This window comes from Novacetimonas hansenii JCM 7643, from assembly GCF_000964405.1.
Taxonomy (GTDB): Bacteria; Pseudomonadota; Alphaproteobacteria; order Acetobacterales; family Acetobacteraceae; genus Novacetimonas; species Novacetimonas hansenii.
The window spans coordinates 1-13,995 of the sequence record NZ_BANE01000069.1; the positions used below are offsets into that span (position 1 = coordinate 1).

At 57.6% G+C, this 13,995-nt stretch carries 15 protein-coding genes; 4 read left to right on the plus strand and 11 right to left on the minus strand.

Going from position 1 to position 13,995, the window contains the following annotated elements:
* Window positions 1-127 precede the first annotated feature (127 nt).
* The 9 genes from B7G66_RS05650 to B7G66_RS05690 all read right to left on the minus strand — a co-directional run bounded on the left by B7G66_RS05650 (window position 128) and on the right by B7G66_RS05690 (window position 8,744).
* On the minus strand, window positions 128-1,375 hold the full coding sequence (locus B7G66_RS05650; protein ID WP_003621342.1) for an MSMEG_0569 family flavin-dependent oxidoreductase: 1,248 nt from the start codon (window positions 1,373-1,375) through the stop codon (window positions 128-130).
* Window positions 1,376-1,389: 14 nt separating this feature from the next.
* The gene (locus tag B7G66_RS05655; RefSeq protein WP_003621340.1) at window positions 1,390-1,677 is read right to left on the minus strand and encodes an MSMEG_0570 family nitrogen starvation response protein; all 288 of its coding nucleotides are present in this window, start codon (window positions 1,675-1,677) and stop codon (window positions 1,390-1,392) included.
* Window positions 1,665-2,846 carry an MSMEG_0565 family glycosyltransferase gene (locus B7G66_RS05660; RefSeq protein ID WP_003621337.1) on the minus strand — a complete coding sequence of 394 codons (1,182 nt, stop codon included), beginning with the start codon at window positions 2,844-2,846 and terminating at the stop codon, window positions 1,665-1,667. The genes B7G66_RS05655 and B7G66_RS05660 overlap by 13 nt, the downstream gene beginning before the upstream one ends.
* On the minus strand, window positions 2,843-3,814 hold the full coding sequence (locus tag B7G66_RS05665) for a sll0787 family AIR synthase-like protein (protein ID WP_003621335.1): 972 nt from the start codon (window positions 3,812-3,814) through the stop codon (window positions 2,843-2,845). The genes B7G66_RS05660 and B7G66_RS05665 overlap by 4 nt, the downstream gene beginning before the upstream one ends.
* Entirely contained in the window at window positions 3,814-4,401 is a 588-nt protein-coding gene (locus B7G66_RS05670; RefSeq protein WP_003621334.1) for an MSMEG_0567/Sll0786 family nitrogen starvation N-acetyltransferase, read from the minus strand. The genes B7G66_RS05665 and B7G66_RS05670 overlap by 1 nt, the downstream gene beginning before the upstream one ends.
* Entirely contained in the window at window positions 4,398-5,507 is a 1,110-nt protein-coding gene (locus B7G66_RS05675; RefSeq protein ID WP_003621332.1) for an MSMEG_0568 family radical SAM protein, read from the minus strand. The genes B7G66_RS05670 and B7G66_RS05675 overlap by 4 nt, the downstream gene beginning before the upstream one ends.
* Entirely contained in the window at window positions 5,504-6,478 is a 975-nt protein-coding gene (locus B7G66_RS05680; RefSeq protein WP_003621330.1) for a Nit6803 family nitrilase, read from the minus strand. The genes B7G66_RS05675 and B7G66_RS05680 overlap by 4 nt, the downstream gene beginning before the upstream one ends.
* 24 nt (window positions 6,479-6,502) lie before the next feature.
* A complete protein-coding gene (locus B7G66_RS05685) occupies window positions 6,503-6,985 on the minus strand; it encodes an MSMEG_0572/Sll0783 family nitrogen starvation response protein (protein WP_003621328.1) in 483 nt (160 codons plus the stop codon).
* Window positions 6,986-7,340: 355 nt separating this feature from the next.
* Complete coding sequence (locus B7G66_RS05690; RefSeq protein ID WP_003621326.1) at window positions 7,341-8,744, minus strand: aminotransferase-like domain-containing protein; 1,404 nt, start codon at window positions 8,742-8,744, stop codon at window positions 7,341-7,343.
* A gap of 168 nt (window positions 8,745-8,912) precedes the next feature.
* Here B7G66_RS05690 and B7G66_RS05695 point away from each other — a divergent pair, with 168 nt between their 5' ends.
* A complete protein-coding gene (locus tag B7G66_RS05695; RefSeq protein ID WP_003621324.1) occupies window positions 8,913-9,554 on the plus strand; it encodes an HPP family protein in 642 nt (213 codons plus the stop codon).
* Here B7G66_RS05695 and B7G66_RS05700 read toward each other — a convergent pair.
* Window positions 9,549-10,145 carry a DUF488 domain-containing protein gene (locus tag B7G66_RS05700; RefSeq protein ID WP_048858910.1) on the minus strand — a complete coding sequence of 199 codons (597 nt, stop codon included), beginning with the start codon at window positions 10,143-10,145 and terminating at the stop codon, window positions 9,549-9,551. The genes B7G66_RS05695 and B7G66_RS05700 overlap by 6 nt on opposite strands.
* Here B7G66_RS05700 and B7G66_RS05705 point away from each other — a divergent pair.
* The 3 genes from B7G66_RS05705 to B7G66_RS05715 all read left to right on the plus strand — a co-directional run bounded on the left by B7G66_RS05705 (window position 10,144) and on the right by B7G66_RS05715 (window position 12,538).
* Window positions 10,144-10,362 carry a hypervirulence associated TUDOR domain-containing protein gene (locus B7G66_RS05705; protein WP_003621319.1) on the plus strand — a complete coding sequence of 73 codons (219 nt, stop codon included), beginning with the start codon at window positions 10,144-10,146 and terminating at the stop codon, window positions 10,360-10,362. The two genes, B7G66_RS05700 and B7G66_RS05705, sit on opposite strands and share 2 nt — an antisense overlap.
* Before the next feature lie 489 nt (window positions 10,363-10,851).
* Complete coding sequence (gene hmpA, locus B7G66_RS05710; protein WP_003621317.1) at window positions 10,852-12,072, plus strand: NO-inducible flavohemoprotein; 1,221 nt, start codon at window positions 10,852-10,854, stop codon at window positions 12,070-12,072.
* 91 nt (window positions 12,073-12,163) lie between these two features.
* Window positions 12,164-12,538 carry a DUF488 domain-containing protein gene (locus B7G66_RS05715; protein ID WP_003621315.1) on the plus strand — a complete coding sequence of 125 codons (375 nt, stop codon included), beginning with the start codon at window positions 12,164-12,166 and terminating at the stop codon, window positions 12,536-12,538.
* 106 nt (window positions 12,539-12,644) lie between these two features.
* On the opposite strand, the gene acuI is transcribed toward B7G66_RS05715, so the two are convergent.
* On the minus strand, window positions 12,645-13,628 hold the full coding sequence (gene acuI / locus B7G66_RS05720) for an acrylyl-CoA reductase (NADPH) (protein ID WP_003621311.1): 984 nt from the start codon (window positions 13,626-13,628) through the stop codon (window positions 12,645-12,647).
* Window positions 13,629-13,995 lie beyond the last annotated feature (367 nt).

Below are 13,995 nucleotides of genomic sequence, written 5' to 3' on the forward strand. Positions count from 1 at the left end.
AGAAAAGTTTTTGGGTGCCGCCTTTTGATCGAAAAAGGCGGCGTATTTCAAAGATTTTTGTAAAAATCTTCACAAAAAACTTTTATGATTCCCGTATGTTATCGATTCTGACGTTTCAAAAACTCTCTCAGGCTATGGGAACATCTTTGCCGGTAATCTGGCTTGCCAGCCATGCGGCATCACGTGAAACACCGGAAAACCGCCCCGACCCCCATGTATGCAGCCATGGCAGGCCAAGAAAGTAAAAGCCCGGCATATCGGTCACACCCCGACGCCAGACCGGCTTGTTGGCCCCATTGAAAACCGGCACATCAATCCAGCGATAATTCGGGCGGAAACCAATGCACCAGATGATCGCGGTGATTCCGGCAGCCTTCAGGGCCAAAGGCATGTTGCCGCCATCGGGTTCCCATACAGGGACATAGTCTGTTTCCGTCGGGGCGCTGATACCTTCGCGGGCGATATAGGCGTCAATGGACTTCTTGATGTCGGCATTGGTCCTGTCCGCATCATCAAGGTTTTCCTTCAGATCCGGTGCGAAATGCGCCACCTCGTCCCGGATGGTCGCCAGCGTGCCATGCAGGCCCACGCCTTCGCGGGCGAAACGGCGCAGATCAAGGTCATGACCACCATTGCGCCCAGTCACATAATGATTGGTCTTGTCACGCGCACCATCACGCAAGGGATGATTATCCACCGTCAGGTCGTAAAAATGCATGTCCGCAAGCCAGTCCACAACATCGCGGCCACGATAAAAGCGTGAAACACGCGGGGCGGACCCCACACACAGATGCACCTTGCGGTTTTCAAGGAACAGGTCCTCAGCAATCTGCGCGCCGGACTGCCCACTGCCCACAACCAGCACCGCCCCTTGTGGAAGTTGGGAGGCATTTCGGTAATCCTGCGAGTGGATCTGGAAAATTGATGGGTCAATCGCACTGGCATAGCCGGGGATCACCGCATCCTGATACGCGCCCGATGCGATGACCACATGCCCTGCATGCCAGACTTCATCGCCCACCACCACGCGATACCCCCCCGCTTCATGGCGGGTGATGGAGGTGACGGCACTATGTTCACGCAGGGGGGGATTGAACGAGGCGACAAAACCTCTGACATAATCTATGATTTCGTTCTTTACCATAAATCCATGCGGATCGTTTCCCTGATAGGGATGACCGGGAAGCGCGCATTGCCAGTTGGGCGTCACGAGACAGAAATTATCCCAGCGTTCATCATCCCACGAATGACAGGCGGTTTTTGCCTCAAAGATAATATGCTCCACCTTCTCGCGACAGAGGTACCAGCTCATGGAAAGGCCGGCCTGGCCCGCGCCCACGATCACGACGGGGATGGTTTTTTCCTGCTGTGTCATAAGAATATTCCGCCTTATGGTCTGAAGGACAGGACGCGCACCTGCGCATCGGGTCGCGTGAGGAAGGGCGTGCAGGTCTGGCGGATGGCCTGAAGCTGACCAAGGGCACGGCTGCACGGGACGCCATAACGTGCCCGCACCCGCGCGCTGGCCTCTGTCAGGGCTATGTCTGCCTTTTCAAGAAATTCACGCACCGGATAGTCCTGACCGGCCGTGAAATGGTCCCTGATGACCAGTGAGGGAGAGTAGCACTCAGCCTCCTTCCCATCAGGCCAGCGCACACGAAAAATCATTTCGGGCATAATGATACCCTCCTTGGAACAGGGCGTCCGGCGGGCTGCAATGCCGCCAGGCGCCGATATGCGCGAAGATGCCGTCCGGCGACGCGGCGCCAGTCGAAACGGGCCGCCGTTACAGGCCCACTGACCCGAAAGCGGCGCGCGCTTTCGATACTGAGGGCCGCGCGTAACGCATCACCAAGTGTCCGGGGACATTCTGGCTGGCACCACACAACCTCCGGCGTATGGAAATGTTCGCTAAAGGGCGGCGCAGCAGGCACCACCACCGGAATTCCGCAGGCCAGAGCCTCAAGCGGGCACAGGCCGAAGCCTTCCGTCCGTGAAGGATAGGCCAGTACGCAGGACTGCCGATATAATGCGGGCATATCGTCATCGGCAATCGTGCCCGTCACACTTACCGCACCGACCAGATCCCCTGCCTGAAGCTCTTGATCGAAAAGGCGGCGATAATCGGAATGGTCCAGCAGGGACGCCCCCCCGGCGATTACGAAATGCAGGTCAGGTTGTTCGCGGTGCAGTTCCTTAAATGCCCTGAGCAGCACAAGCGTATTCTTGCGGCGCTCTATCCCGCCAACCGACAGCACAAGACGTGCCGTACGCGAAAGCCCATAGCGGGCGCGCAACGCATGATCGCGCGGCCCCGCCCCCGGAAAGAACCTTGTAAGGTCAACGCCATTTCCCACGACAGGCGCAGGCCGCCCATAATCGGCAAGGAGGGTATCCTCCCAGACGCGGCTGACCGTGAAAAGCTCGCTTGCACTGGTAATCCCTCTTGCCTGACGGGCTGCGACACCACGATGCGGGAAATGGTCCAGATGATGGACCGTGCGGGCAAAACCCGGTATCCGCCCTTCCGCCACCAGATCCGCCAGCGCGTTGGCGCTGATCGGGTCCTGGGCGTGCAGCACATCGAAATTCGTATCCTCTCTGACTGCATCACGGATTTCCATAATGCGTCGTTCCACCAGTGCCGGCAGGTCGTCTCCTGCCATGGCCGCGATGCAGCGGGTGGCGCAACGGGGCCTGCGAAAGAAACCCGCCCCCGTCACATCCGGGGCGATCAGCATCGCGTCATGCCCGGCGTCACACAGGGCTTCCGCCAGCGCCATGCCATGCACCACACCGCCGCGCGGATTGGTCGAATGGGTCAGGATACCGATGCGAAGGGTCATGGCGCCACCCCCATGAGCGGCCTGTGCGCAAGGTCCCAGAAGGTTTCCCGCGCATCCGCCCACAGGACATCGACCCGATGCGTGCTGTCACACCGACCGATGACGGACGCCGCAATGTCACGTCCGCGAAACCGGTCCATGATCGCCCCGGCATCCTCGGGGCGGGCCGTCAGCAGATAGCCATAGCTGGGAAATGCGGACAGCCAGCGTTCCATTGGCGCATCCCCCGGACGCGGGATGTCATCAAGCATGATGGTCATGCCCACGCCAGAACATTCAGCCAGCATGAGGGCCGTGCCGAGCAGCCCGGCCATGCTGATATCCTTGGCGGCGCGGCTCAGGCCATCTTCGGCAATCATGGGCAGGAGTTCGATATCCCCGCGCAGCCGCGCAGCCCCGCCGGTACCGCACAGGGTGGAACTGGCATCCCAGAACGGGTGCGGATCATGCCAGCGCCCGCGCAGGTCGATGGCGGCGATCAGGACCTCGCCCGGTCGCGCATCGAAACTGCTCAGAAGATGCCGGGCACGGCCAAGGATCGCAACCGACAGCGAATTATGGGGGCTGCGCATGTTGGTATGCCCGCCCACGACAGGCACGCCATAGGTGCGCGCGCCATCATGCAGGCCGGTCAGGATCGGGGCTGCAACCTCTGGCGTGTCACTCCACAACGCATCGACCACCGCAAGCGGGCGCCCCCCCATCGCCGCGATGTCGCTGACATTGACCATCACGCCGCAATAGCCAGAAAACCATGGCATGGACCGGACGAAACTGTCCTGGAACCCTTCGCTGGCCAGCAGGAGGTAACCATCGCCATCGGGTATGGCGGCACAGTCATCCCCAAGGCGGATGGCCTGTCGCGCCCCCTTACCCAGAATGGCGACGGCCTGTGTAATGTCCTGCTTTGCCACAAGCGCACGCCCCGTGCGCAGGCGCGAAAGCATGTCGCACAATATATCGGCCATCACGCCACCTGCCGGTTGCGAAGCTGTTGACGGGAATATTGACGGGGCTGTGGCCGCAGCAGCCATGTCTGGTCCTGCCTATGGGCGGGATACCGCGACAGGTCGGCCTGCATGTCATGATGCGGCAGGCCGTGCAGGGTGATGGCGCCAAGGCTTTTCCAGTGCAGGCGGCGAAAGAACGGTACATTCTGTTCCTGCACCTGTGCCATAAACCGCGTGGCCCCAAGCCCGTGCGCGGTACTGACCGCCATTCGGATCAGTTCCGCCCCGATCCGCCCCAGTTTGCGGTGATCCGCATGAACAGCCAGGCGGGAACCACGCCAGATGCCGGGTTCGGCTTCGTGGATGCGCACGGCACCCACAATCCGGTCCGGCATGCCCGCCATGCAGCACGCTGCGATGATGGGAATGGCAACCGCATCGGTCGCATCGCGGTCATCATCGGCGAACACATGTTGTTCAGTGCAGAACACCTCGCGGCGCAACGCATGATAACCAGCGCATTCCCATGGCGTACGGGCAAGGCGCACGACATATTCCGTGGGAATGAACGGCCGGTCTTCCATCCCTTCAACCCGCATATTCATCGTTCATACGCCGAAAGCGAGGAACAGGCGCCACAACGGCCGCACCCGGCCCGGATATCGGTGGATTTCATGTTTGCTTCCCGCAGCATCCGCCCGAGTGGCGCCAGAACGGACTTCATGAAATCTGACGAAGGGGGCGCATGATTTTCCAAGGGCGTGCCGGAAATAGGTACAAACGGCACCACAAAGGGATAGACCCCAAGTGCGATCAGACGCCCGGCCAGGGCCAGAATATCTTCGGCACTGTCACCAAGCCCTGCAAGAATGTAGGTATTGACCTGCCCACGCCCGAAAATGGGCACGGCGCTGGCGAACGCCTCCATATAGCGGTCGATGCTGACGGTGGCCTTGCCGGGCATGATCTTCTCACGCACGGCCTGCGTGGCCGCTTCGAGATGCATGCCAAGGCTATCCGCCCCCGCGTCACGCAGGCGATGGAACCAGTCATGATCGCGCGGCGGTTCGCACTGCACCTGAAGCGGCAGGTCCACCGCCGCCTTGATGGCGCGGGCGGACTCCGCCAGGACCGCCGCCCCCCGATCCACCATATTGGGCGTGCCGGTCGTCAGCACCATGTCGCGCACACCATCCAGCTCCACGGCAGCCCTTGCGACCTCCGCCAGTTGCGCGGGCGTCTTGTGGGCAATGGTGCGCCCGGCCTCCAGCGACTGGCCAATGGCGCAGAACTGACAGGCGGTGCGCCGGTCGACATAACGGATGCAGGTCTGGTGTACCGTGGTCGCCAGCGTGTCACGCCCATGCAGCAGGGCAATTTTCCAGTAAGGGACGCCATCTGCCGTGCGCAGCCCATAAAAACGGGGGGCAGCGGGAAAATGGATCGTGCCCAGAACCCGTCCATCACGCAGCAGCGTACTCGCGCCCTGCGGGTCCGGCGGGCTTGCCTGAAACGGGGAACGCCGGGCACCGGATGTATAGACCGGGACCATGACGGTCTGGCCCGCGATGGTGATGGTCTTGTGGTCCGAAGGGCCGGCCCCGCCCTTGCGGGCGATGCCAGCATTATCGCTGCCGATCTGCAGCCCGAAGGATTGCAGATCCGTGACAAGCTGGCGGCCCGAAAGCGTGCCGAGGGTCGGTACGGTCATGGCGCGGCCTCATCCGTAAATGGGAAAGACGGATCCACCTCACCCGCGTAATGCACCATGCGCGCGGGCCGTCGGTCATGCAGCAGGCTGAGCAGTTCGGGACGTGCGTAATGCCCGACGGAATCCATCATCCGCTTGCGCTTGGTAATCAGGGCAAAGTCGAGATCGGCAATGACCATGCCCTCCCCTTCCGTCAGCGGCGTGCCAAGCAGCCTGCCTTCGGGTGAGACGATGGCGGTAAAACAGCCCCCTCGCATCGGTCCTTCCAACGCGGGATCACGCGCGATTTCCTTGATCTGTTCGTCCGTAAGCCAGCCTGTGGCATTCACGACAAAGCAGCCGGATTCCAGCGCATGGTGGCGGATGGTGACTTCCATCTGATCGGCGAAAATCTGCCCCACCAGTGAACCGGGAAACTGCGCGCAGTGTATTTCTTCATGCTGGGTCATCAGCGCATAGCGGGCAAGCGGGTTATAATGCTCCCAGCATGCCAGCGCCCCGATGCGCCCGGCGGCACTGTCCACCACTTTCAGCCCGGCGCCATCGCCCTGCCCCCATACCATGCGTTCATGGTAAGTGGGCGTGATCTTGCGCCGTTTCAGCAGGATTTCACCTGTTGCGTCAAAAATGACCTGTGTGTTGTAAAGCGTGCCGAAATCGCGTTCATTCACACCCAGCACCACGACCATGCCGGTCTGGCGCGCGGCCTCGGCCACCATCCTGGTCACGGGGCCGGGAATGACGACGGCACGTTCGTAAAGTGCCAGATGCTCGTTCCCAAAACGGAAGGCAGGCTGGATAAACGAAAAATAGGGATAATAAGGCACGAAGGTTTCGGGAAAGACCGCAAGCGCAACACCTTTTTCGGCGGCATCACGGATGGCCTGGCAGACTTTCCGGGCAGTTCCAAGACCATCATCCCCCAGAACAGGGCTGATCTGGATGGCTGCGGCGCGAACGATACGGGACATGGCGTGCGGTCCTCCCTTCGACCTTCAGAGAGTCCAGGTATTGAGGATGAAGGCGTTGTCGCGCCGCGCCAGCAGGATGATGTCAAGCACGTCCTGCGGATTGATCGGCGTAATGCCGGGGATCAGGTTCTGCTCGCCATAACCATAAAGGGCCTGAAGCGCAAAGCGGCAGGCATAGACTTTGCCGCCTTCTTCAAGGATCTTTGCAACCTGCCTGTTGCAGTTCATGTGCCCCGGAAAGGCTTCATCACCCAGGCGGGGGAAGCCGCGCTGCACACCAAGGGTCACGCCCGGCCCATACAGCAGCACCGACGTCTCGAACCCCTTGCGGATCAGGCGTGTGGCCTGCAGCAGATTTACAAATCCGACCGATCCTTCATTGGCGACGGTATGAAAGGTGATGAGGGCTTTCTCGCCGGGCCGGGCTTTGACGTCCTCGAAAACCTTGTTTTCATAATTGACGAAGCAATCACCATCTTTATGCGGAGTGTGTTCGACTTTCGGCATGATATATCTCCCGTATGCTACGATCATCGGCGAGACGCCGGGACTGATCGTGTTGCCACAGCGAACGTGGCACGGGATGACGGAAGGCCAAAATATTGTATACCTGTGTTCAGGGGTACAAATGGTTCAAAGAAAAGCCCATGCCCCTCTCCTTGTAAGACAGAGCCATACAAAAAATATCACATTGCCACACAATCAAGGAATAATTCTCTAACATATTGTTTTAAAACGCTTTTAAAATCACTTATTCGTGAATGAAGGGGCTGTTTGTTTTTCGGGATTCCCGCATTCCTCCCTCTGGGAGCAGGAAATTTTGTCGATTCGAAGCATGACAGCCCGGTCACACAAAGCCCGGTCACACAATATCGGCGAAACCGGGGGAGCGTTTGTGCTGGAGCACCGACAGCACCCCGTGCAGGGAGTCCTCAAGGCTTGCGGCATCCGGCGCACTGCCCAATGCGATTCTTGCACGTTGCGGGGGCTCCCCACTGATGGTGAAAACGGTGCTGGGCACCAATGCAAGGCCACGCCTGCGTGCATACGCGACAAAATCCGCACTGCCCCACCAGGCAGGCAGTTTCAGCCAGACATGTGGCCCGTCAGGATTCATGCAGTGTCCCGCCCCCAGCACCTTGCGGGCAATGGACTGGCGCAGGCGCAGTTCCGTGCGGATGGCATGCAGGATCGTATGTGCCTGCCCGGTCAGCATCCACCGCGCCGTCAGCGCGCTGAGCAGGCCGGCATTGGTCAGGGCGATGGCCCGTATGGCCGCCGCAACCCGCCGGGTCATGTCCGCATTGGGCAGGGCGACATAGGCGGTGCGCAGGCCCGGACTGAGTGTCTTGGCAAGGGTGGCCACATAGCTGACACGGCTATGGTCAAGGGCCGCCAGCGCGGGGGGCGGGCTGTCCATCAGCAGGCTGTAGGGGTCATCTTCCGCGATATGCAGGTGATGGCGTTGGGCAACCGCAAGAATGTCCCTGCGCCTTTGCAGGGACATCGTGGCCGTGGTGGGGTTGTGAATGGTCGGAATACAGTAAAGCAGCCGGGGGTGATGTTCGGCACAGACCCGAGCAAGCTGTTCTGGCATCATCCCTTCCATGTCACTATCCACACCGACCAGAATAAGGTCGAACTGTGCCGCTATGGTTCGGATGCCGGGATAGGCGATGCGATCGGTAACAATCACGTCGCCCGGCTGTGTATGGGTGCTGACGATTGCCGCAAGCGCACTCTGGGCCCCCGGTGCGACAAGGATTTCATCCGTACGACGCTGTCCGATGACAGGGGCGATCCATTTCGCGCCAAGCTGGCGTTCCTCGATCGTCCCCCCTGTTACCCGATAGGACATCAGGCTGTTCAGGTCCTGCTGCTTCAGAATGGCTGTAATATCGGTTTGGATAATACGCTGTAACGATGGGTCCTGCGGGATGGGCGGCAGGTTCATGGTCAGGTCCACCACGGCAGGCCCGGTATGGCGCCAATGGCTTTCGCCCGCGCCGACACGGACAAAGGTGCCGCGCCCGACGGTGGCGTCAATCAGACCACGCCGCCGGCCTTCGGTAAACGCCCGGGTTACGGTCGTCAGATTGGCGCCAAGATAGTCTGCGATCATGCGTTGGGGTGGCAACCTGTCCCCTTCCCGCAGGTCGCCCTTGCGGATGGAAAGTGCCAGAGCATCCACAATCGTCAGGTACATGGCGTTCGGGCTGCGGCTGATCGCATCTTTCCACTGTGCAAGATAGGCGTATTGCGGCACAGAATATCTCCCTACATTTTTGTCATAATTTTCTATATTACAGTCATACAATGATAGCCTAAAAACATTCGGGCCATTATGCTTTTTCATACAGATCCCTGCCAGAATGCCAGGCCGGGGAGTATCAGGCGTCCCCAATATTCCGATATAAGACGAAGGTTGTATCTCATGACGATCTTATTGCGCGCCGCCACCGGGGCATTGCTGGGGATTGCAGCAACCTATCTCATTGGCGACGCCTTATCAGATTTCGATCATATCGCGATCATCGCCCCCATGGGGGCCTCGGCAGTGCTGGCATTCGCCGTCCCGGCCAGCCCACTTGCAACACCACGGGCAATTATTCTTGGGAATACTTTGTCCGCCATGATTGGCGTTGGTATCTCCCTCCTTTGCGGCCTGCCCCTTGCGCTTGCCTGCGGGCTTTCGGTCTGCCTGGCCATCATGGCGATGTCCATGACGCGGTCACTGCACCCACCAGGAGGGGCGACCGCGTTGATGGCAACGCTGATCCATCCGGCCAGCCATGACCTGATGACGGGACTTGCCTTCCCCTTCCTGCCTGTTGCGCTCAATTCAGCCATATTGACGTGTGTTGCGGTCCTGTACCATCGCAGCACCGGTCATGATTACCCACACAGGCCCGGACCAGCCACCCTGACCGCCCTGCCCATGGGCCATTTCACACGGGATGATATCCATGTTGCCCTTCAGAAAATGCCTGATCCGCTTGATGTCGATGAACGGGACCTGACGGCACTTATCACCCTGGCAGAAGAAATCTCTGCAACCAGAAGGAAGAAATCATGATGCAGGTACTGAAGATGGATAAGTGACACAACCATCATCACCGATCACAGCCTCTGGCGTCATCTGTGCCGCGACGATCTTTGCAATGGAAAGGATATGGAAAACCTGCCGGTGGTTTTCCAGAAGATAGTCGGTGATGATACGCCGATGACATCGCCACCACAGGATTTCGGCGCACATGATGGCGACAGTAAAATGTTCCCCCAATTCCATGAGGGTTTTCAATCCCTGCTGGAATTCCCCTCCCAATGCATAATCAGCATAATTGTGAAAACTCTGCACATGCCAGAATGCATTGGTGTGTGTGCCAACCGTTTTCGAGCGCGGACGTCGCCCCCCAAGCTCCCGAACATGACGGTAGCCAATCCCATATGGCGCCAGTTCGGCTATAAGGCGTGAACCGTCAAACTCCCGATTACGTCTGGAATATGGAAAAGCCCGGACATCGACAACCATCGTAATATTATAACGACGCAAGATCGCGATAAAATCAGAGACTGAATGCGTTGAATGGCCAACCGTATAAAAAGCGTTCGAAACAGGATCCAAGGCCCCGTCGCCCTTTAATATGTTGAGAGAGGAAGCCGTCATGCAGTCAAAGACTTTCGAAATCGGTGATATCGTATCGTGGAATTCCGAGGCCGGTTACGTCAGCGGCCGTATCCGCAACATACATACCGCACCTTTTATGGTGAATGGATACCAGCATCATGCAACGGCCATAAACCCGCAATATGAAATTGAAAGCCTTAAGACCGGACATATTGCGTTTCACAAAGGTACGGCCTTGACCCGTATAACGTCATAGGAAACCTGTTGGAAACAAGCCATTCATCAGGAATGATAAAGGTTCTGGGACAGTCCATTTTTCATAAAGACACCATATCCCACAGGCCTTATGCATCGTGGGCAATAATTTCAGTAATCCGTCGCGATTATACGCATTTTTTGGATCAGTATAACACAGAACACGTGCCAAGGCCTCTGTATGGCATCCTGACATCAACGCGCAGGAACATGTGAATACGGCCACAGCGTCCATACCGGGTCATAACATTGCACAGTAGCGCCGCCCTGAGCGAGCCAGACGGTCACAACATTCCCGTGCTGTTGCGCCGCCGGGGTCACGTGGCGACACAGCACCTTCCCGGCGGAACGCAAGAGGGATCAAGGCGCGTAACGCGTCATCGGTTCGCAACATAAGCTTCATGGTCGATTAAAGGTATCTGATATTGACATGATTTCCAATGCGGATAAATTAAGGTGTATGGATCATAAACCTTAAAAGGAAACGACCATGTCCGCCCCCCTGGACGACCAGACACGCTCCATCATCCTTGCCACCGTTCCGGCGCTCAAGGCACATGGCCTGGCGATTACAACAGAGATGTACAAACGTCTTCTTGAGACACCAGCCATTCGCGACCTGTTCAATCTCTCCCACCAGCAGGATGGCGAACAGCCCAAGGCCCTGGCTTTGGCCGTGCTGTGCTATGCCGAACATATCAATGACCTTGGCGCACTCGGCGGCATGGTGGAACGGATCGCGGAAAAACATGTTGGCCTTAACATCCTGCCCGAACATTATCCTTATGTAGCAACCGCGCTCCTTGGTGCGATTGGCCATGTTCTTGGTGATGCCGCGACACCGGAAATTCTGGATGCATGGGGAAAAGCTTACTGGTTCCTTGCTGATATCCTGATCGGGCGTGAAAAACAGATTTACGAAGGCAACGAATCCACGACCGGTGGCTGGACGGGCTGGCGTGCATTCCGCGTGCGTTCGCGCCGTCGTGAAACATCCACGATTACCTCCTTCGAACTGGTCCCAGTGGATGGGGGCACGATCTTCCGCCACAAAGCGGGACAATATCTCAGTTTCAAGCTGGATGTGCCCGAACACGGATCACAGCGCAGGAATTACAGTATTTCTTCCGCACCGGGGGAGGATCATTATCGCATCAGTGTACGGCGACAGGACGGGGGCATCGCGTCCACCTGGTTGCATGACAGTGTGAAGGAAGGCGATATCTTGCAGGTTGCCAATCCTGCAGGTGATTTTTTCCTTAACGAAACAGACAGAAACCCTCTTGTTTTTCTGACGGCAGGTGTCGGGCTGACCCCGGTCATGTCCATGCTCGGTGAACTTGCACAAGCACATACGGACAGAAGCATCCGTTACGTTCACGGTGCCGATACACAGGCATTGGCGGCTTTTGTCACGCAGATTGAAGATTTTGCAAAAATCGATGTCTTAAAGGCTGATTTCTTTTATTCACAGGAATCATCACCAACAAAGGAAAGTGTGTCAGGCATAACCACCCATGCAGGACGGATCAGCCCGGACTGGTTGCGGCAAACACTTGATCGCTCTGCCACCTATTATATCTGCGGCCCGGATTCCTTCATGCGGGATATGGTGGATACACTGAGGGACGAAAAACTGCCGGCAACGCAGATCCGATATGAGTTCTTTGGCTCTGCTGCTGACCCGGACCTCGTTCTTTCCGCAGCCTGAGATCAGCAGACCGGTTCTTAAAACGTGGGAGGCACGCTGCCTCCCACGCACCATGACGTCAGGGGAGCCATGCCATGTGCGGTACCATCAGATGCCGGACATAAAAATCAAGCGTGTGTATGACACGCCTGACCCACATGACGGCGTTCGCATCCTTGTCGACCGGCTATGGCCACGTGGGCTGCATAAAAGCGATGTACACATGGAGTACTGGTTAAAGGATGTCGCACCCAGCCCGGAACTGCGGCGCTGGTTCGGTCATGACCCTGCCAACTGGAACATGTTCCAGATCCGTTACCGTCAGGAACTGATGCACGGGAACGCCGATCTGTCACGCCTCATGCATCTGGCAGGGCAGCAGAACGTCACACTCCTTTATGCAGCCCACAATACTCAATGTAACCATGCACTTATATTGCAGGATTTCCTTCGCAAAACCGTCGCAGAGCAGAAAATGCACGGGTAAAGCATGGTATGTTGAGTCCATGCCTGTCATATGCTGTGTGCCACACCGAATTTGCTGCACATCAAGCCCCATGATTTCAGAACTGTCCTGAATCCCGGGCTGAATATCAGGACATACGCACCACAACACGCCCACGTATCTTTCCATCAAGAAGGGCGGCTGATGCCTCTATGGCGTCAGCCAGCGCAATCTCAGACGTCATTTCCGCCAGTTTTACCGGATCGATCAATTCCGCCAGACGCGACCATGCGGCAAGTCTCCTGTCGCGGGGGCACATAACGCTATCCACTCCGACCAGTATCACCCCACGCAGGATAAACGGCGCAACGGTCGAGGGAAATGACATATCCGCCGCAAGTCCGCACGCTGTCACAACACCACCATACGCCATGGACGCACAGACATTCGCCAGAACCGTGCCCCCGGCCACGTCAACCGCCCCAGCCCACCGTGCCTTCTCCAACGCCTTACCTGGCGTGGTGAATGCCTGTCGTGGAAGTATTTCCTTCGCGCCGAGAGCAGTTAGATAGGCTTCCTCCTCTGGACGACCTGTCACGGCCACAACGTGATAGCCAAGCCTGCTCAACAGCATGATTGCCACACTTCCCACACCACCAGTGGCCCCCGTGATCAGGATCGGCCCCTTGTCAGGGGTCACGCCTTCACGCTGCAGGGCCTGTATACACAGCATCGCCGTATAGCCAGCCGTGCCGATTTCCATGGCCTGCCTGCTTGTCAAACGGTCGGGAAGCGGCACCAGCCAGTCACCAGAGACCGTCGCTTTTTCTGCAAGCCCGCCCCAATGTTTTTCACCAACACCCCAGCCGTTGAGAATGACCCGCGCACCGGGCCTGATGTCTTCTCGTTGCGAGGACTCGACAATGCCTGCGAAATCTATGCCCGGTATCATCGGAAAGGAACGTACGATCGGGCCACGCCCGGTAATGGCCAGTGCATCCTTATAATTCAGGGTTGACCATTCTACCCGAACCGTCACGTCCCCTTTGGGAAGCTGGTTATCCGCCACATCCCTGACGGACACGGACTGTACACCGTCCGCAGATTTTTCAATCATGACAGCCTTGAACATGGCATTTCCTCCCGGCGATATTACCGATTATATATAAAACAATAACTGTGCCCCAGAAACATCATGCGGCATACAAGAATTTACACTTTCCCGGCAGCGCCAGAAAGCTGCTCTCAAAAACGTGCAGTTTCCAAGTATGTCACTTTCGCAGAATAATATTTTCCAACTTGATCCATGAAAAGAAAGTAATTTTCTGAAATTCCCATATTATCATCATTGACCAGTCATAATGCCACATGCGCGTTCATTGCCGCATGATTTCTGCATCGTCAGTTTTTCCGCAGAAACAACATCAGGGCCACCGGCGCAGTACGGCGATGTTTATTAGAGCCTGATCCGAAAGTTTTTGAACAATACCAGCCTGTTG

Bases quoted from the DNA above. Each gene is read 5' to 3' on its own strand.
- B7G66_RS05650 (WP_003621342.1), bottom strand. From the start codon at position 1,375: ATGACACAGCAGGAAAAAACCATCCCCGTCGTGATCGTGGGCGCGGGC.
- B7G66_RS05655 (WP_003621340.1), bottom strand. From the start codon at position 1,677: ATGCCCGAAATGATTTTTCGTGTGCGCTGGCCTGATGGGAAGGAGGCT.
- B7G66_RS05660 (WP_003621337.1), bottom strand. From the start codon at position 2,846: ATGACCCTTCGCATCGGTATCCTGACCCATTCGACCAATCCGCGCGGC.
- B7G66_RS05665 (WP_003621335.1), bottom strand. From the start codon at position 3,814: ATGGCCGATATATTGTGCGACATGCTTTCGCGCCTGCGCACGGGGCGT.
- B7G66_RS05670 (WP_003621334.1), bottom strand. From the start codon at position 4,401: ATGAATATGCGGGTTGAAGGGATGGAAGACCGGCCGTTCATTCCCACG.
- B7G66_RS05675 (WP_003621332.1), bottom strand. From the start codon at position 5,507: ATGACCGTACCGACCCTCGGCACGCTTTCGGGCCGCCAGCTTGTCACG.
- B7G66_RS05680 (WP_003621330.1), bottom strand. From the start codon at position 6,478: ATGTCCCGTATCGTTCGCGCCGCAGCCATCCAGATCAGCCCTGTTCTG.
- B7G66_RS05685 (WP_003621328.1), bottom strand. From the start codon at position 6,985: ATGCCGAAAGTCGAACACACTCCGCATAAAGATGGTGATTGCTTCGTC.
- B7G66_RS05695 (WP_003621324.1), top strand. From the start codon at position 8,913: ATGACGATCTTATTGCGCGCCGCCACCGGGGCATTGCTGGGGATTGCA.
- B7G66_RS05705 (WP_003621319.1), top strand. From the start codon at position 10,144: ATGCAGTCAAAGACTTTCGAAATCGGTGATATCGTATCGTGGAATTCC.
- B7G66_RS05700 (WP_048858910.1), bottom strand. From the start codon at position 10,145: ATGACGGCTTCCTCTCTCAACATATTAAAGGGCGACGGGGCCTTGGAT.
- hmpA (WP_003621317.1), top strand. From the start codon at position 10,852: ATGTCCGCCCCCCTGGACGACCAGACACGCTCCATCATCCTTGCCACC.
- B7G66_RS05715 (WP_003621315.1), top strand. From the start codon at position 12,164: ATGCCGGACATAAAAATCAAGCGTGTGTATGACACGCCTGACCCACAT.
- acuI (WP_003621311.1), bottom strand. From the start codon at position 13,628: ATGTTCAAGGCTGTCATGATTGAAAAATCTGCGGACGGTGTACAGTCC.